This is a genomic window from Cryobacterium sp. 10S3 (assembly GCF_034344045.1).
Classification (GTDB): Bacteria; Actinomycetota; Actinomycetes; order Actinomycetales; family Microbacteriaceae; genus Cryobacterium; species Cryobacterium glucosi.
This window is the reverse complement of the sequence record NZ_CP133773.1, coordinates 1,685,089-1,702,718: the sequence shown is the minus strand read 5'-3', so window position 1 is coordinate 1,702,718 and position 17,630 is coordinate 1,685,089. Positions and strand designations below refer to the sequence as shown.

Genomic DNA, 17,630 nt, shown 5'->3' with positions numbered 1-17,630 from the left:
CGCCGTCGGACGACGCTTGTAGGCTGTCTGTGTGTCGGATTCCGAAAAGCCTACCCTGATGATCATCGACGGCCATTCACTGGCCTACCGGGCGTTCCATGCGCTCCCGGTCGACAGTTTCCAGAACCGGGACGGCCAGCACACCAACGGCATTCACGGGTTCATCTCGATGCTGCTGAGCCTGCTGCGCACCGAGAACCCCTCGCACATCGCCGTCGCTTTCGATATCTCGCGCGCCTCTTTCCGCACCCGCGAATACCCCGAATACAAGGGAACCCGGGCGAGTACCCCTCCGGAATTCAAAGGTCAGGTGCCGCTCCTGCAGGAGGCCCTCGCGGCCATGAACATCACGACCATCACGAAGGAAGACTTCGAGGCGGACGACATCCTCGCGACCCTGTCCGTCCGCGGAACCGCGGAAGGGTACCACGTCTTCGTCGTCTCCGGCGACAGGGATTCGATCCAGCTCGTCAACGACAACGTGACCCTGCTCTACCCGGCGAGCCAGGGCGTCTCGGCGCTCACCCGGTACGACCCGGCACGTGTGCGCGAGAAATACGGCATCGATCCGGCCCAGTATCCCGATGTCGCGGCCCTCGTCGGCGAGACGAGCGACAACCTGATCGGCATCAGCAAGGTCGGCGAGAAGACCGCCGTCAAGTGGCTCGGCCTCTACGGCAGCCTTGCCGGCATCCTCGAACACGCGGACGAGATCAAGGGTGTCGTCGGAAACAACCTGCGCGAGCAGAAGGAGAACGCGATCCGCAATCGCCGCCTCAACCGGCTCGTGACCGACCTCGACCTCCCCGTCGAACTGCCAGACCTCGTCCGCGCCCCGATCAACGAAGCCGCCGTGCGCGAGGTCTTCGGTCGCCTCGAGTTCAAGAACCTGCTCGAACGCGTGATCAAGCTCGAGGGCGGCGCGGACGAGTCTGGCGCGACCGTCGTGCCGGTCGAGCGTGACGATGCGCCCTCCGCGCCGGTCGCCAAGGACCTTCTCGACGAGGAGCTGGATGCCTGGCTCACCCGGGTCGTAGCGGCCAACCCGGGCGGACTCGGCCTCCAGGTCGAGGTGCAGGACGGCAAGGCGATCGGTTTCGGTGTGTCCGGGCTCGAGGAGTCCGTGAACCTTCCGTGGCAGCCGGGACGCACGGACTACCTGCCCTTCGAGGACTGGCTCGCGAGCGACGCGCCCAAGATCATGCACGACGCCAAGCACCAGCTCAAGGCCCTGCGCCGCAGTGGCCTCGGCTTCGGTGGGCTCGTCACCGACACCCTCGTAGCTGCCTGGCTGCTGCGCCCGGGCGGGCCGGACAAGACCCTCGCCGACCTCGTCACCCGCTACCTCGACGAGACGCTCCCTGTCGCAGACCCCAACCAGCTGGTGCCGGACGAGTCGGAGTCTGGCGGCGTGCCCACCGAGGCCTGGTACGCCTACCGGCTCTCGGCCGCGCTCGGGGCCTTGCTCGATCCGGGTTCCCAGTCTGTGCTCACCGACATCGAAATGCCGACCCTGCTGACCCTCGTCGACATGGAACTCACCGGCGTCGCCGTGTCACACGAGGAGCTGTCCGTCCTGTCGGCCCAGCTCGGCGAGCGGGCGGCGGAGTACGCGGCGGGCGCGTTCGCCGAGATCGGCCGCGAGGTCAACCTCGGCTCGCCCAAGCAACTCCAGGAGGTCCTGTTCGAGCAACTGGGCATGCCGAAGACCCGCGCGAACAAGACCGGATACACGACGGATGCCGGCGCCCTCGCCGATCTCCAGGCGAGCAACCCGCATCCCTTCCTCGGTCTCCTCCTGCAGCACAGGGACGCGACCAAGCTCCGCCAAATCGTCGAGACCCTTGACAAGGCGATCGACGCGACCGGGCGCATCCACACCAATTACGTGCAGATCGGCACTGCCACAGGCCGGATCTCCTCGGCCGATCCGAACCTTCAGAACATCCCCGTGCGCACAGAGGAAGGCCGGCGGATCCGGGCAGCCTTCCACTCCGGCCCGGACGCCGAGTGCCTGCTGACGGCCGACTACTCCCAGATCGAGATGCGCATCATGGCGCACCTCTCCGAAGACGCCGGGCTGATCGAGGCCTTCAACGCCGGGGAAGACCTGCACCGCTTCGTCGGCGCATCCGTCTTCGGGGTCACGCCGGAGGAGGTCACGAACGAGATGCGCAGCAAGGTCAAGGCCATGTCCTACGGACTCGCGTACGGGCTGAGTGCCTTCGGCCTCTCCAAGCAGCTCCGGATCGACCAGAAGGAAGCACGCCAGCTCATCACGGACTACTTCGCCCGGTTCGGCGCCGTGCGCGACTACCTGCGGCACGTCGTCGAACAGGCCAAGGTCGACGGGTACACGGCGACGATCTTCGGGCGCCGCCGCCCGTTCCCCGAACTGCACAGTTCCAACCGCGTGCTCAGGGAGAACGCGGAGCGGGCTGCGCTCAACGCCCCGATCCAGGGCTCGGCCGCCGACATCATGAAGATCGCAATGAACAACATCGCGGAGGACATGCTCGAGGAAGGCCTCGAGTCCCGGATGATGCTCCAGGTGCACGACGAATTGATCTTCGAGGTCGCGCCCGGCGAGTGGGACGCTCTCCGCACCGTCGTCACGCACCGGATGGAGACCGCCGCTGCGCTGCTCGTGCCCCTGGACGTGCAGGTCGGCAGGGGTGCGAACTGGGACGCCGCGGCGCACTGAGGTCCCGGCTCGCTCCCTGTGTCGCTGCCGGTACGGTGATCTAGGCTCGGTCCATGAGCCAAGACACCGTGCGTACGCCCACAGCGATTGATGCGATCGCGGAAGACTGGGTCGACACCCTCGTCGACCTCGATCCCACGATCGGCACCTACATCGGCCGCAGCGTGGGCGCCGACCGGTATGGCGACTACTCCCCGGCGGGCCTGGAACGGCATCGCCTCGCGTCTCTCGCAACGATCAGGCGCCTCGATGCCGCTGTCGTCGTCGACGCGGTCGACGAGGTCACCCGCACGGATCTGCGCAGCGAACTCGCCCTCGGCGTCGAGAGCGCCGATGCGGGCCTGCCGCTTCGGGACCTGAACAATCTCGCCTCGCCCGCGCAGGACATCCGCGCGGCCTTCGACCTGATGCCGACGGAAACCGTCGAGGACTGGCGCACCATCTCCACGCGGCTCGGCGCCGTGCCCGAGGCCGTCGCGGGTTACATCGAGACCCTGCGCCTCGGCATCCGCGAAGGCATCATGCCCGCGAAGCGCCAGGTGCGCGAGGTCGCAGTTCAGGCACGCCGGCACGCGGCGAAGACGGGCTTCTTCGCCACGCTCGCCGCGGAGGCGAGTCCCGTGACGGGCAGCCTGCCCGCGAGTCTCGCGACCGACCTCGGGTCCGGCGCCCGCGCCGCCGCCGCCGCATACTCCGCGCTGGCCGCATTCCTCGGCGACGAGCTCGAACGGTCCGCGCCAGAGGCGGATGCGGTCGGCCGGGAGATCTATGCGCTCCAGTCCCGCCGGTTCCTCGGGGCCGCTGTCGATCTCGACGAAACCTACGAGTGGGGGATCGAGGAACTCGCCAGGATGGTCGCGGAGCAGGAGGGCATCGCCAGGCAGATTCTCCCGGGAGCGAGCGTGCAGGAGGCCATCGCCCACCTCGACGCCGACCAGAGCCGCACCCTGCACGGCACGGCGGCCTTGCAACGCTGGATGCAGGAGACGAGCGACCGCGCCGTCGCCGAACTGTCGGTGAGTCACTTCGACATCCCCCAGGAGATCCGCGCGCTCGAGTGCCTGATCGCCCCGACGCAGGACGGCGGCGTGTACTACACCGGGCCGAGCGACGACTTCTCCAGGCCGGGCCGGATGTGGTGGTCGGTTCCGGCAGGCGTCACCGAGTTCTCCACCTGGCGCGAACTGTCGACCGTCTATCACGAGGGTGTTCCTGGCCACCACCTGCAGATCGGACAGGCGGTGCATAACCGCGGCATCCTGAACACCTGGCGTCGCCAGCTCGCGGGCACGTCAGGGCACGCAGAGGGCTGGGCGCTCTACGCCGAACGCCTGATGAGCGAGCTCGGCTACCTCGACGACCCGGCCGACCGTCTCGGCATGCTCGACGGCCAGCGGATGCGCGCCGCCCGCGTCGTGATCGACATCGGCGTGCACCTCGGCAAGACCCTGCCGGATGGAAGCGGCGTCTGGACGGCCGAGCATGCCTTCGACTTCTTCCGCCGCAATGCCAACGTCGACGAGAGCACGGTGCAGTTCGAAGTCAACCGGTACCTCGGCTGGCCGGGACAGGCGCCCTCGTACAAGATCGGCCAGCGCATCTGGGAGGAACTCCGCGACGCCAGCACGGCCAGGGAGGGTGCGGCGTTCTCGATCAAGGACTTCCACAGGCGAGCCCTCGACCTCGGCGGCGTCGGCCTCGACACCCTCCGCGCGGCGCTGCTGTCCTGACGTCTCTCCGCGTACACGACGTGACAAGCGGATGTTGCCGGTGGCCCCTGCAAACAGCTAAGCTTGACTGTCACGTTTGTGACGAACTATCCGCTGCCATGCGCGGAGTCCACAATCCCCACCCGTTCGCGTATGGCCCGACTTATGTCCATCCTGGAGCAACTACTACATGACAATCGCAACGACCGATAGGGCACCTAAGCAGGTCGCCATCAACGACATTGGATCTGCTGAAGACTTTCTTGCCGCGGTCGAAAAGACTCTGAAATTCTTCAACGACGGAGACCTCATCGAGGGCACCGTTGTGAAGATCGACCGCGACGAGGTCCTCCTCGACGTGGGTTACAAGACCGAGGGCGTCATTCCCTCCCGCGAACTTTCCATCAAGCACGACGTTGACCCTTCCGAGGTCGTCAAGGTCGGCGACCTGGTCGAGGCCCTTGTTCTCCAGAAGGAAGACAAAGAAGGCCGCCTCATCCTCTCGAAGAAGCGCGCCCAGTACGAACGTGCGTGGGGCGACGTCGAGAAGATCAAGGAATCCGATGGCGTTGTCACCGGTTCGGTCATCGAGGTCGTCAAGGGCGGGCTCATCGTCGACATCGGCCTCCGTGGCTTCCTGCCGGCCTCGCTCATCGAGCTTCGCCGCGTTCGCGACCTGACCCCGTACCTGGGCCAGGAGATCGAAGCGAAGATCCTCGAGCTCGACAAGAACCGCAACAACGTTGTGCTGTCCCGTCGTGCCCTGCTCGAGCAGACGCAGTCCGAGAGCCGCACCACGTTCCTCAACAACCTCCAGAAGGGACAGGTCCGCAAGGGCGTCGTCTCCTCGATCGTCAACTTCGGTGCGTTCGTCGACCTCGGTGGCGTTGACGGCCTGGTTCACGTCTCCGAACTCAGCTGGAAGCACATCGAGCACGCCAGCGAGGTCGTCGAGGTTGGCCAGGAAGTCACCGTCGAGATCCTCGAGGTCGACCTCGAGCGCGAGCGCGTGTCGCTGTCGCTCAAGGCCACCCAGGAAGACCCGTGGCAGGTCTTCGCCCGCACCCACGCCATCGGCCAGGTTGCACCGGGCAAGGTCACCAAGCTCGTCCCCTTCGGCGCGTTCGTTCGCGTTGCAGAGGGCATCGAGGGCCTGGTCCACATCAGCGAACTCTCCGGCAAGCACGTCGAGCTCGCCGAGCAGGTCGTTTCGGTCGGCGACGAGGTCTTCGTCAAGGTCATCGACATCGACCTCGAGCGTCGCCGCATCTCGCTGAGCCTCAAGCAGGCCAACGAGGGTGTCGACCCCGAGGGCACCGAGTTCGACCCGGCGCTCTACGGAATGCTCACCGAGTACGACGACCAGGGCAACTACAAGTACCCCGAGGGCTTCGACCCGGAGACCAACGAGTGGCGCGAAGGCTTCGAAAACCAGCGCGAGAAGTGGGAGCAGGACTACGCTGCAGCCCAGGCTCGCTGGGAAGCCCACAAGAAGCAGGTCGCGTCCGCGAACGACGAGATCATCGCCGTCGGCGACGTTCCCTCCGCAGCTGGCAACTCGTTCTCGAGCGAGACGGCCGGAGCCGGAACGCTTGCTGACGACGAGGCACTCGCCGCACTGCGCGAGAAGCTCAGCAGCAACAACTAGCACGCAGCTCCACCGCAACACCAGAACCGGCCGGACCCTTCGGGGCCCGGCCGGTTTTCTGCGCCCTGGCCACATCGGTAGCATTGCCGGGGTGTACCTCATTGGACTGACCGGCGGGATCGCATCCGGCAAGAGCACCGTTGCGAGCGCCCTCACGGAACACGGGGCCGTCGTCATCGATGCGGATCGCCTCGCCCGCGAGGTCGTCGAACCGGGCAGCCCCGTCCTGGCGGCGATCGCGGCGGAGTTCGGCACCGCTCTCGTCGGACCGGACGGTGCGCTGGACCGGCCCAGACTCGGCGCGATCGTCTTCGGCGACCCGGCGGCCCTGGCGAGGCTCAACGCGATCGTGCACCCCGCAGTGCGGTCGCTCACGAACGCACGCATTCGTGCAGCCGGGCTCGCGAATCCCTCGGCGGTGGTCGTCTACGACGTACCCCTTCTGGTCGAGGCGGCCGTCGAGCATCCGTTCGACCTCGTCGTCGTCACCCAGGCGACTCCGGAGACCCGGATGCAACGGATGGTCGACCTGCGCCGGATGAGCCAGGAGGACGCGGCCATGCGCATCCGCGCCCAGGCCGATGATGCCGAACGGCTTGCGATCGCCGACGTCGTGATCGACACCGATGGCACCCTGGAACACACCCTGCGACAGGTCGACGCGCTCTGGGAACGCGTGCGGAGCGCCGGAAACTCTGCCGGCACCGAGAGTGTCGGTGGTCGAATCTAGACTGGAGGGATGGAACCCACGCGATCCGTACATCCCTTTGAGGTCGTGAGCGAATACACGCCGAGCGGCGACCAGCCGACCGCGATCAAAGAACTCGCCGAACGCATCAACGCCGGTGAAACCGACATCGTGCTCCTCGGAGCCACCGGAACCGGCAAGTCCGCGACGACCGCCTGGCTGATCGAACAGGTGCAGCGCCCGACGCTCGTGCTCGCGCACAACAAGACCCTCGCAGCCCAGCTCGTGAACGAGTTCCGCGAGCTGATGCCGAACAACGCCATCGAGTACTTCGTGTCGTACTACGACTACTACCAGCCGGAGGCGTACGTCCCGCAGACGGACACCTTCATCGAGAAGGACTCCTCGATCAACGCCGAGGTCGAGCGGCTCAGGCACTCCACCACGAACTCGCTCCTGAGCCGCCGCGACGTCGTCGTCGTCTCCACCGTGTCCTGCATCTACGGCCTCGGCACACCCGAGGGATACATGGAGGCCATGATCGCCCTCCAGGTGGGCCAGAAGGTCGACCGTGACTGGCTGATCCGCAAGTTCGTTGCGATGCAGTACCAGCGCAACGACGTCGACTTTTCCAGGGGCCACTTCCGGGTGCGCGGCGACACCATCGAGATCATCCCGATGTACGAGGAACTCGCGATCCGGATCGAGATGTTCGGCGATGAGATCGAGGCGCTCTACAGCCTGCACCCGCTCACCGGTGACATCGTCCGCAAGCTCGAATCCGTGTCCGTTTTCCCCGGCTCGCACTACGTCGCGAGCACCGAGACCATGCAGCGGGCCATCGTCACCATTCAGGAAGAACTCGCCGAACGGCTCGGCCAGCTCGAACGGGAAGGCAAACTGCTCGAGGCGCAGCGACTTCGGATGCGCACGACCTTCGACCTCGAGATGATGGAACAGATCGGCTTCTGCTCCGGCATCGAGAACTACTCCCGGCACATCGACCAGCGGTCACCGGGGGAGGCGCCGCACTGTCTCCTCGACTACTTCCCCGACGACTTCCTGATGGTCATCGACGAATCCCATGTCACCGTCCCGCAGATCGGGGCGATGTACGAGGGGGACTCGTCCCGCAAACGCACGCTCGTCGAGCATGGCTTCCGGCTCCCGAGCGCCCTCGACAACCGGCCGCTCAAGTTCAACGAATTCAAGGACAGGGTCGGCCAGACCGTGTACCTGTCCGCCACGCCCGGGAAATACGAGATGGGCATCGCAGACGGCATCGTCGAACAGATCATCCGCCCGACCGGGCTCATCGACCCGCAGATCATCGTCAAGCCGTCCAAGGGACAGATCGACGACCTCCTCGAGGAGATCCACAAGCGCGTCGCACTCAACGAGCGGGTACTCGTCACGACCCTCACCAAGAAGATGGCCGAGGAACTCACGGACTTCCTCACCGAGGCCGGCGTCCGGGTGCGCTACCTGCACTCCGACGTCGACACCCTGCGCCGGGTCGAGCTCCTCACCGAGCTCCGCGCGGGCGTGTACGACGTCCTCGTCGGCATCAATCTCCTCCGGGAGGGCCTCGACCTGCCCGAGGTGTCGCTCGTCGCAATCCTCGACGCCGACAAGGAAGGGTTCCTGCGCTCCGCAACCTCCCTCATCCAGACGATCGGCCGGGCCGCCCGGAACGTCTCCGGCGAGGTGCACATGTACGCCGACCGGCTGACCGCCTCGATGGAACGCGCGATCGACGAGACCGACCGCCGCCGCGAAAAGCAGGTCGCCTACAACACCCTGCACGGCATCGACCCCACTCCGCTCCGCAAACGGATCGCCGACATCACCGACATCCTCGCGCGGGAAGAGGCCGACACCGCCGAGCTCCTCGCCGGTCGCGACGCCCGGCGCAAGGTCGCGGCGACCCCGCTCCGCACCGGCATCGCCGCGAACGGAGCCAACGACCTCGAGTCGATCATCGCCGACCTCAATGGCCAGATGCTCGAGGCCGCGGGCGAGCTCAAGTTCGAACTCGCTGCCCGGCTCCGGGACGAGGTCTCCGAACTCAAACGCGAACTCCGCCAGATGGAGAAGGCCGGGCACATCTGATCAACAACCGCCCAACGTCGCGGTCGGAATTCGAACGTTTGTTCGCTCAGGGCGTGCGTCCGGGGCGCAGGAGTGTCGGTGGCACTCAATAGACTCGAACGGTGTCAATTTCCAAGGTAACGTCCGGGTCCAAGCTCAGTGTCCGCGGTGCGCGTGTGCACAACCTGCACAACGTCGATTTGGAGATCCCCAGGGATTCCCTGGTCGTCTTCACGGGACTGTCCGGTTCGGGCAAGTCCTCACTCGCGTTCGACACCATCTTCGCGGAGGGGCAACGCCGCTACGTCGAGTCGCTCTCCGCGTACGCACGCCAGTTCCTCGGCCAGGTCGACCGGCCGGACGTCGACTTCATTGAGGGGCTCAGCCCCGCCGTCTCGATCGACCAGAAGTCGACCAACCGCAACCCGCGGTCGACTGTCGGCACGATCACCGAGGTCTACGACTACATGCGCCTGCTCTGGGCGCGCATCGGAGTGCCGCACTGCGCCGTCTGCGGCGAGGTCATCCAGGCCCAGACCGTTCAGCAGATCGCCGACCAGCTCATGGAACTTCCGCAGGGCACCCGGTACCAGATCCTGAGCCCGGTCGTCTCCCAGAAGAAGGGCGAGTTCGTCGACCTGTTCAAGGAGCTCGCCGCCGGCGGCTACTCCCGCGCCATGGTCGACGGCACCCAGATCCAGCTCAGCGAACCGCCGACGCTCAAGAAGCAGCTCAAGCACGACATCTCCGTGGTCGTCGACCGCCTCGTCGCGGCGCCGGAACTCCTCAGCCGCCTGACCGACTCCCTCGAGACCGCGCTCAAACTCACCGACGGCATCGTCCAGATCAACTACGTCGACGGGGAGGGTGACGCGGCGTGGCAGAGCTACTCCGAGAAGCTCTCCTGCCCGAACAACCACCCCGTGCAGCTCACCGAGATCGAACCGCGCACCTTCTCCTTCAACGCGCCCTTCGGCGCCTGCCCCGAGTGCTCCGGCCTCGGCACGCGAATGTCCGTCGACCAGGATCTCCTTCTCGGCGACCCTGAGCTCAGCATCGCGGAGGGCGTCGTGCTGCCCTGGACCACCCAGGGCAAGGGACTCTTCCAGTACTACGAGAAGCTGCTCGACGGCCTCGCGCACGACCTCGACTTCTCACTCGACACCCCCTGGGGCGAACTCACGCCCGACGTGCAGAATGCCGTGCTCCGCGGCGACAACTTCGAGGTCCGCGTGAAGTGGAAGAACCGCTACGGCCGTGAGATGAGCTACACCTCCGGCTTCGAAGGCGTCGTGCCGTACATCGAACGCCAGTACCTGCAGGCGGAGTCCGACACCCAGCGGGCCCGCTGGGGCGAGTACCTCCGCGAGATCGACTGCCCGGTCTGCTCGGGCACCCGGCTCAAGCCCGAGGTCCTCGCCGTGCTGATCCACGGCTCCAGCATCGCGGATGTCTGCAACCTGAGCCTCGCGGACGCCCGGTCGTTCATGGACCTGCTCGAACTGACCGACCGTGAGGCCATGATCGCGGCCCAGGTCCTCCGCGAGATCAAGGCGCGGCTGGACTTCCTGATCCGGGTCGGCCTCAACTACCTGAACCTGGCCCGCGCAGCCGCGAGCCTCTCCGGCGGAGAGGCCCAGCGCATCCGTCTGGCCACGCAGATCGGCTCCGGGTTGACCGGGGTGCTCTACGTGCTCGACGAGCCGAGCATCGGCCTGCACCAGCGGGACAACCGGCGACTCATCGAGACCCTCGTCGCCCTCCGCGACCTCGGCAACACCCTCATCGTCGTCGAACACGACGAGGACACCATCAAGATGGCCGACTGGATCGTCGACATCGGTCCCGGCGCCGGCGTGAACGGCGGCCACGTCGTGCACTCCGGCTCCTACGCGAGCCTCCTGGAGAACCGGGAGTCGCTCACGGGAGACTACCTCGCCGGCCGCAAGTCGATAGAGACGCCTGAGACGCGCAGGCCGATCGACCCTGACCGCCAGATCAACGTGATCGGGGCGGAGGCGAACAACCTCAAGAAGGTCTCCGTGACGTTCCCGCTCGGCACCTTCACCGCCGTCACCGGCGTGAGCGGCTCCGGAAAGTCCTCCCTCGTCAACGACATCCTCTACCGGGTGCTCGCCAACCGGCTGAACGGCGCCCGCAAGCTCCCCGGCAAGCACACCAGGGTCACCGGGCTCGAGCAGCTGGACAAGGTCATCCACGTCGACCAGGCCCCGATCGGCCGCACCCCTCGGTCCAACCCGGCGACGTACACGGGCGTGTTCGACAAGATCCGCACCCTCTTCTCGGAGACGATCGAGGCGAAGGCGCGGGGCTACCTGCCCGGCCGGTTCAGCTTCAACGTCAAGGGCGGCCGCTGCGAAGCCTGCTCCGGCGACGGCACGATCAAGATCGAGATGAACTTCCTGCCCGACGTCTATGTCGCGTGCGAGGTCTGCGGGGGAGCGCGGTACAACCGCGACACCCTCACCGTTCACTACAAGGGCAAGAACATCGCCGAGGTCCTCGACATGCCGATCAGCGAGGCTGCGGAATTCTTCGAGCCGATCTCGGCGATCCACCGCTTCCTGAAGACCCTCGTCGAGGTCGGACTCGGCTATGTGCGCCTCGGCCAGAGCGCCACGACGCTCTCCGGAGGTGAGGCGCAGCGCGTCAAGCTCGCCACCGAACTCCAGCGTCGCTCGAACGGCCGCAGCGTCTACGTGCTCGACGAACCCACGACCGGGCTGCACTTCGAAGACGTGCGCAAGCTCCTGCTGGTGCTCAACAGTCTCGTCGACAAGGGCAACACCGTGATCGTGATCGAGCACAACCTCGACGTGATCAAATCGGCCGACTGGGTGATCGACCTCGGGCCGGAGGGCGGGTCCGGCGGCGGGCGCGTGCTCGCGACCGGAACACCGGAGCACATCGCGACCGTCAAGAAGAGCCACACGGGCACCTTCCTCAAAGAGATCCTGGCGGCGCGCTAAAATTCTGTTCGGCCGGTTTCTGTCCGGCGCGGGGAAGTACCAGGAGAGTTCATGTCGGACGCGTTGAGCTATCGGCCGAAGGCGGGGGAGATCCCCACGGTCCCTGGCGTGTACCGCTTTCGCGACGAGACCGGGCGGGTGCTCTACGTCGGCAAGGCCAAGAACCTGCGCGCCCGCCTCAGCAACTACTTCGCGCCGCTCAGCAGCCTGCACGAGCGCACCCGGCGCATGGTCACGACGGCCGCGTCCGTCGAGTGGACCACAGTCGGAACCGAGGTCGAGGCCCTCCAGCTCGAATGGACCTGGATCAACGAGTTCGACCCGCCGTTCAACGTGCAGTTCAAGGACGACAAGTCCTACCCGTACCTCGCCGTGACCCTCGCAGACGAGGCGCCGCGCGCCCTCGTCACCCGCACCACCGGCATCCGCGGCGCGCGTTATTTCGGCCCGTACCCCAAGGTCTGGGCCGTTCACGAGACGATCGACCTGATGCTCAAGGCCTTCCCGATCCGCACCTGCAACAACGCCAACTACAAACGCGCCATGCAATCGGGGAAACCGTGTTTCGCCGGTCAGATCGGCCGCTGCTTCGGCCCGTGCTCCCAGAAGGTCTCGATCGAGGAGCACCGCGTCATCGTCGACGAATTCGTGAGTTTCATGGCGAGCCAGGACCGCACCATGATCAACCGACTGACCAACGAGATGAAGGCCGCTGCCCTCGGCCAGCAGTACGAGCTCGCGGCCAAACGGCGGGACCAGGTCAAGGCGCTCACGAACGTGCTCGAGAAGAGTGCGGTCGTGCTGCGTGACAACGTCGACATCGACCTGTTCGCCGTCGAGGAGGACGAGCTCGCTGCGGCTGTGCAGCTGTTCATCGTGCGCGGCGGCCGGATCCGCGGTGTCCGCGGCTGGGTCGTCGACAAGGAGCTGGACCTGACAACAGGGGAGCTGATCGATTCCCTGCTGCAGACCGCATACTCCAGGGACGCCGTGCCGCCGCGGGAGGTCGTCGTCCCGTTGCTTCCTGACGACTCCGCAGCGCTCGAAGAATGGCTCGGCGGCATCGCCGGGCGCAAGGTGCACCTCGTGGCCGCCCAGCGCGGCGAGAAGGCCGCTCTGCTCGCGACGGCCACCCAGAACGCACGGCAGGCACTGATGCTCTACAAGACCCGCCGCAGCTCCGACTTCGTCGCACGCTCCAAGGCGCTCGAGGACATCCAGGAGGCGCTCGGTATGGACTCGGCGCCGCTCCGAATGGAGTGTTATGACGTCTCGCACCTGAGCGGCACGAACATCGTCGCCTCGATGGTGGTCTTCGAAGACGGGCTTCCACGCACGGACGAATACCGGCGCTTCAGCATCCCGGAGTCCACAGATGACACCGACTCGATCTACCGCACCCTGACCAGGCGCCTCGCCTACCTCGTGCCAGACGACGGCCCTGCAACGGATGCCGGCACGGAGCCCGCACCGGATCCCGCGGGTGCGTCGCCGGACTCGCCGGCCAGACGCAAGAAGTTCCGGTACCAGCCGAACCTCCTGATCGTCGACGGCGGCCAGCCGCAGGTCGCTGCGGCGGCCAGGGCGCTTCGCGAATCCGGGGTCATCGGCATCCAGCTGTGCGGCATCGCCAAGCGCCTCGAGGAGATCTGGCTGCCGGACTCGGACTATCCCGTCATCCTGCCGCGCAACAGCGACGCACTCTTCCTCATCCAGCGGATCCGGGACGAGGCCCACCGCTTCGCGATCACCCACCAGCGCGCCCGCCGCAAACGCGACATCGCAACGGTCCTCGGCGAGATCGCCGGCCTCGGCCCGGCACGGGTCAAAGTGCTGTTGCAGCATTTCGGATCCGTCGCCCGGCTCAAAGAGGCCCCCATCGAGGCAATCGCGGAGGTCCGCGGCATCGGACCAGGCCTCGCGGCGACGATCCACCAGCACTTTCGCGCCTGAAACCGATCTCGGTCGGTAGGCTGGACTGACAGGCCCACCACCGACAGAAGGCGCACCCCCAGGATGACGGAGAACGACAAGCAGGAAATGCTTATCGTCACGGGAATGTCCGGGGCCGGGCGTTCGACAGTGGCCAACGCCCTCGAAGACCTCGGCTGGTACGTCGTCGACAACCTTCCGCCGCAAATGCTGCGCCCGCTCGTCGAACTCGCCGGCAAGGCGGGCACGAGCCTGCCCAAGATCGCCGCCGTCGTGGACATCCGCGGCCGTGACTTCTTCGCGGACTTCCAGGAGATCGTGCAGTCCCTCCGCAACGGCTCCCAGTTGCGCGTGATCTTTCTCGAGGCCAGGGACGACGTCCTCGTGCGGCGTTTCGAGTCCGTGCGCCGTCCGCATCCGCTGCAGGGCGACGGCACCATCCTCGATGGCATCGACGCCGAACGCACCCGGTTGCGCGCCGTCCGTGAATCGTGCGACATGGTCATCGACACGTCCGACCTCAACATCCACCAGCTCGCGACGACCATCAGCGAACGCTTCGCGGCCGAAGATGCCGCAGGCGTGCACGTCACGGTCATGAGTTTCGGCTTCAAGTACGGTCTTCCCACGGATGTCGACATGGTCGCCGATGTCCGCTTCCTGCCGAATCCGTTCTGGGTGCCCGAACTCCGCTCCCACACCGGACAGGACCCCGAAGTGCGGGACTACGTGCTGGCCCAGGAAGGCGCCCTGGACTTCATCGAGCACTACTCCCTGGCGCTCGCACCGGTGCTGGCGGGCTACCAGCGCGAGAACAAACGCCACGCCACCATCGCCATCGGCTGTACGGGCGGCAAGCATCGCTCGGTGGCGATGGCCCGCGAAATCGCTCGCCGGATCGGCGATCTGCCCGGAGTCGCGATAAGCCTCAAGAATCGCGACCTCGGCCGGGAGTAAGACCCCGCCCGGTGCGCCGCCCCGCGGGCTGCGCCGGGCCACACAGACCACAGACCGACCCATTTTGGGGTCAGTACGACAGAATGGACAAACGATTGGCACTCACGGCCGACGTCAAAGATGAACTTGCACGGGTTGACGTGTCGAAGACCACGGTGCGGGCGGCGGAGCTCGCGACGATCCTGCGATTCTCCGGCGGCCTGCACATGATCAACAGCCGGATCGCGATCGAATCCGAGCTCGACACCGCACTCCTCGCCCGCCGGGTGCGGAAGGACCTCGCCGAACTCTACGGCGTCCGCAGCGAAGTCTCCGTGATTTCGGCATCCGGCCTGCGCCGCACCAGCCACTTCCTGGTGCGCGTGCTCGATGGGGGAGAAACCCTGGCCAGACAGACCGGCCTGCTCGACGCCCGGCGACGCCCCATCCGAGGTCTGCCGAACCGGCTGACCACGGGGTCCAAGGAAGAGATCGCCGCCGTCTGGCGCGGTGCGTTCCTCGCGAACGGCTCCCTCACCGATCCCGGTCGCTCGGCGGCCCTCGAAGTGACCTGCCCGGGCAACGAGGCCGCGATGGCCCTCGTCGGTACGGCCGGTCGACTCGGCGTCGTCGCCAAGGCCCGTGAGGTGCGGGGCGTGCACCGGGTCGTGATCCGCGACGGCGACGCCATCGGCGCCATGCTCGTGCACATGGGTGCGGCGGAGACCGTGCTCAACTGGGAAGCGCTCCGACAGCGCCGTGAGGTGCGCGCAACGGCCAACCGCCTCGTCAATTTCGACGACGCCAACCTCCGCCGCAGCGCGCAGGCCGCCGTTGCGGCGTGCGCCCGCGTGCAGCGCGCGATGGAAATCCTCGGCAGCGATATTCCGGAACACCTCCGTTACGCAGGCGAGTTGCGCCTCTCGTTCCGCGACTCCAGCCTCGACGAACTGGGCCACCACGCCGATCCGCCCATGACGAAGGACGCCGTCGCCGGACGCATCCGCCGCTTGCTCGCCATGGCGGACAAAAAGGCCGTCGACCTCGGGATCCCCGGAACCGATGCGAACCTTCCGGCTGACCTCGACGATGTTTGAGGCCCCCTCGTCAGCGGGGCACCCTGACCTGAGTAGACTTGAAACGTCGCTTACACACTCGTGGCGGAGTACTTCGCGCCAACTCGACAGAGGAGATATGAATGGCTGAATACACTTTGCCCGCTCTCGCCTATGACTACTCGGCGCTCGCGCCGAGCATCAGCGGCACCATCATGGAACTTCACCACAGCAAGCACCACCAGGCCTACGTGACCGGCGCGAACACCGCCCTCGCGCAGCTTGCGGAAGCTCGCGACTCCGGCCAGCTGGCCAACGTCAACAAGCTTGAAAAAGACCTCGCCTTCAACCTCGGCGGTCACGTCAACCACTCCATCTTCTGGACCAACCTCTCCCCGGACGGCGGCGACAAGCCCACAGGCGAGCTTGCGAGCGCCATCGAGGACTTCTTCGGTTCCTTCGACAAGTTCCAGGCGCACTTCACGGCGGCAGCCCTCGGTGTGCAGGGATCCGGCTGGGCGGTGCTCGCCTGGGATTCGATCGGGCAGCGCCTGATCATCCAGCAGTTCTTCGACCAGCAGTCGAACTTCGCAGCCGGCACGATTCCGGTACTCATGCTCGACGTCTGGGAGCACGCGTACTACCTCGACTACCGCAACGTGCGTGCGGACTACGTGAAGGCATTCTGGAACATCGTCAACTGGGCGAACGTCCAGGACCGATTCACGATCGCTCGCGAAAAGACCAACGGGCTTCTGCTGCTCTCATAGCGCAGCCGTAGGACGGGCCCCGTGAGGGGCCCGTCCCCCGTGTATTTCACCCACAAGAAACCGCGCTTCGGCGCACAAGATTAGGAGACATTCGTGTCTGTAAAGATCGGTATTAATGGCTTTGGCCGCATTGGCCGCAATTATCTTCGCGCCGCCCTGGCGCAGGGCAGCGACATCGAGATCGTCGCCGTCAACGACCTGACCGACACGAAGACGTTGGCCCACCTTCTTAAATATGACTCCATCACCGGACGCCTGAACGCCACCGTTTCCGTCGAGGGCGACTCCATCCTCGTCAACGGCAAGCCGATTAAGGTTCTCGCCGAGCGCGACCCGGCCAACCTTCCCTGGGGCGCCCTGGGCGTCGACATCGTCATCGAGTCCACCGGCCGCTTCACCAAGGCAGAGGATGCGCGCAAGCACATCACCGCAGGCGCCAAGAAGGTCATCGTTTCCGCTCCCGCCTCAGGCGACGCAGCGACGATCGTCATGGGTGTCAACGAGCAGGACTACGACCCGGCCAAGTTCGACATCATCTCCAACGCGTCCTGCACCACGAACTGCCTCGCGCCCTTGGCCAAGGTCTTCAACGACAACTTCGGCATCAAGTCCGGCCTGATGACGACGATCCACGCGTACACCGCCGACCAGAACCTCCAGGACGGCCCGCACTCCGACCTGCGTCGCGCCCGCGCCGCAGCCATCAACATCATCCCGACCTCGACCGGTGCGGCCAAGGCCCTCGGCATCGTCCTCCCCGAGCTCAAGGGCAAGCTTGACGGCTTCGCACTGCGCGTTCCGGTTCCCACCGGTTCCATCACCGACCTCACCGTCATCGCGGAGCGCCCCGTCACGATCGAAGCGATCAAGGCTGCCTACAAGGCTGCTGCGGAGTCCGGTCCCCTCAAGGGCATCCTGATGTACACGGAGGACGAGATCGTCTCCAGCGACATCGTGACGGACCCGCACTCCTCGATCTTCGACGCCGGCCTGCTGCGCGTCATCGGCGACCAGGTCAAGCTGTCGTCCTGGTACGACAACGAGTGGGGCTACTCCAACCGCATGGTTGACCTCACCGCGCTCGTCGCCAAGAGCCTGTAGCAGGGG

The 17,630-nt window shown here is 66.1% G+C and carries 11 protein-coding genes; all 11 read left to right on the top strand.

All coding sequences use genetic code 11. The features are described 5' to 3' along the window. Positions 1 to 31 precede the first annotated feature (31 nt). The gene (gene polA, locus RHM57_RS07910; RefSeq protein WP_322189705.1) at positions 32 to 2,704 is read left to right on the top strand and encodes a DNA polymerase I; all 2,673 of its coding nucleotides are present in this window, start codon (positions 32 to 34) and stop codon (positions 2,702 to 2,704) included. A 53-nt stretch (positions 2,705 to 2,757) separates the two neighbouring features. Continuing rightward, the gene (locus tag RHM57_RS07905) at positions 2,758 to 4,434 is read left to right on the top strand and encodes a DUF885 domain-containing protein (protein ID WP_134448702.1); all 1,677 of its coding nucleotides are present in this window, start codon (positions 2,758 to 2,760) and stop codon (positions 4,432 to 4,434) included. Between the two features lie 169 nt (positions 4,435 to 4,603). Next, positions 4,604 to 6,061, top strand: coding sequence for a 30S ribosomal protein S1 (gene rpsA, locus RHM57_RS07900; RefSeq protein WP_134448701.1), 1,458 nt, complete (start codon positions 4,604 to 4,606; stop codon positions 6,059 to 6,061). A gap of 91 nt (positions 6,062 to 6,152) precedes the next feature. Next, positions 6,153 to 6,791, top strand: a complete 639-nt coding sequence (gene coaE / locus RHM57_RS07895) for a dephospho-CoA kinase (RefSeq protein ID WP_134448700.1) — start codon at positions 6,153 to 6,155, stop codon at positions 6,789 to 6,791. A gap of 9 nt (positions 6,792 to 6,800) precedes the next feature. Next, positions 6,801 to 8,861 carry an excinuclease ABC subunit UvrB gene (gene uvrB / locus RHM57_RS07890; protein WP_322189704.1) on the top strand — a complete coding sequence of 687 codons (2,061 nt, stop codon included), beginning with the start codon at positions 6,801 to 6,803 and terminating at the stop codon, positions 8,859 to 8,861. A 101-nt stretch (positions 8,862 to 8,962) separates the two neighbouring features. After that, on the top strand, positions 8,963 to 11,830 hold the full coding sequence (gene uvrA, locus RHM57_RS07885; protein ID WP_134448698.1) for an excinuclease ABC subunit UvrA: 2,868 nt from the start codon (positions 8,963 to 8,965) through the stop codon (positions 11,828 to 11,830). 51 nt (positions 11,831 to 11,881) lie between these two features. Continuing rightward, the gene (gene uvrC, locus RHM57_RS07880; RefSeq protein WP_322189703.1) at positions 11,882 to 13,783 is read left to right on the top strand and encodes an excinuclease ABC subunit UvrC; all 1,902 of its coding nucleotides are present in this window, start codon (positions 11,882 to 11,884) and stop codon (positions 13,781 to 13,783) included. 63 nt (positions 13,784 to 13,846) lie between these two features. Continuing rightward, positions 13,847 to 14,719, top strand: a complete 873-nt coding sequence (rapZ, locus tag RHM57_RS07875) for an RNase adapter RapZ (protein WP_134448696.1) — start codon at positions 13,847 to 13,849, stop codon at positions 14,717 to 14,719. Between the two features lie 95 nt (positions 14,720 to 14,814). Continuing rightward, on the top strand, positions 14,815 to 15,795 hold the full coding sequence (whiA, locus tag RHM57_RS07870; RefSeq protein ID WP_134448754.1) for a DNA-binding protein WhiA: 981 nt from the start codon (positions 14,815 to 14,817) through the stop codon (positions 15,793 to 15,795). 101 nt (positions 15,796 to 15,896) lie between these two features. After that, positions 15,897 to 16,523, top strand: a complete 627-nt coding sequence (locus tag RHM57_RS07865) for a superoxide dismutase (protein WP_134561132.1) — start codon at positions 15,897 to 15,899, stop codon at positions 16,521 to 16,523. Positions 16,524 to 16,616: 93 nt separating this feature from the next. Further along, positions 16,617 to 17,624: a type I glyceraldehyde-3-phosphate dehydrogenase gene (gene gap, locus RHM57_RS07860; RefSeq protein ID WP_134448694.1), complete on the top strand. Its 1,008-nt coding sequence runs from the start codon at positions 16,617 to 16,619 to the stop codon at positions 17,622 to 17,624. The last annotated feature ends 6 nt before the right edge of the window (positions 17,625 to 17,630 follow it).

What these genes read in the sequence shown, in the direction of transcription:
- RHM57_RS07905 (WP_134448702.1), top strand. Translation starts at nt 2,758, where the DNA reads ATGAGCCAAGACACCGTGCGTACGCCCACAGCGATTGATGCGATCGCG.
- rpsA (WP_134448701.1), top strand. Translation starts at nt 4,604, where the DNA reads ATGACAATCGCAACGACCGATAGGGCACCTAAGCAGGTCGCCATCAAC.
- uvrB (WP_322189704.1), top strand. Translation starts at nt 6,801, where the DNA reads ATGGAACCCACGCGATCCGTACATCCCTTTGAGGTCGTGAGCGAATAC.
- uvrC (WP_322189703.1), top strand. Translation starts at nt 11,882, where the DNA reads ATGTCGGACGCGTTGAGCTATCGGCCGAAGGCGGGGGAGATCCCCACG.
- rapZ (WP_134448696.1), top strand. Translation starts at nt 13,847, where the DNA reads ATGACGGAGAACGACAAGCAGGAAATGCTTATCGTCACGGGAATGTCC.
- RHM57_RS07865 (WP_134561132.1), top strand. Translation starts at nt 15,897, where the DNA reads ATGGCTGAATACACTTTGCCCGCTCTCGCCTATGACTACTCGGCGCTC.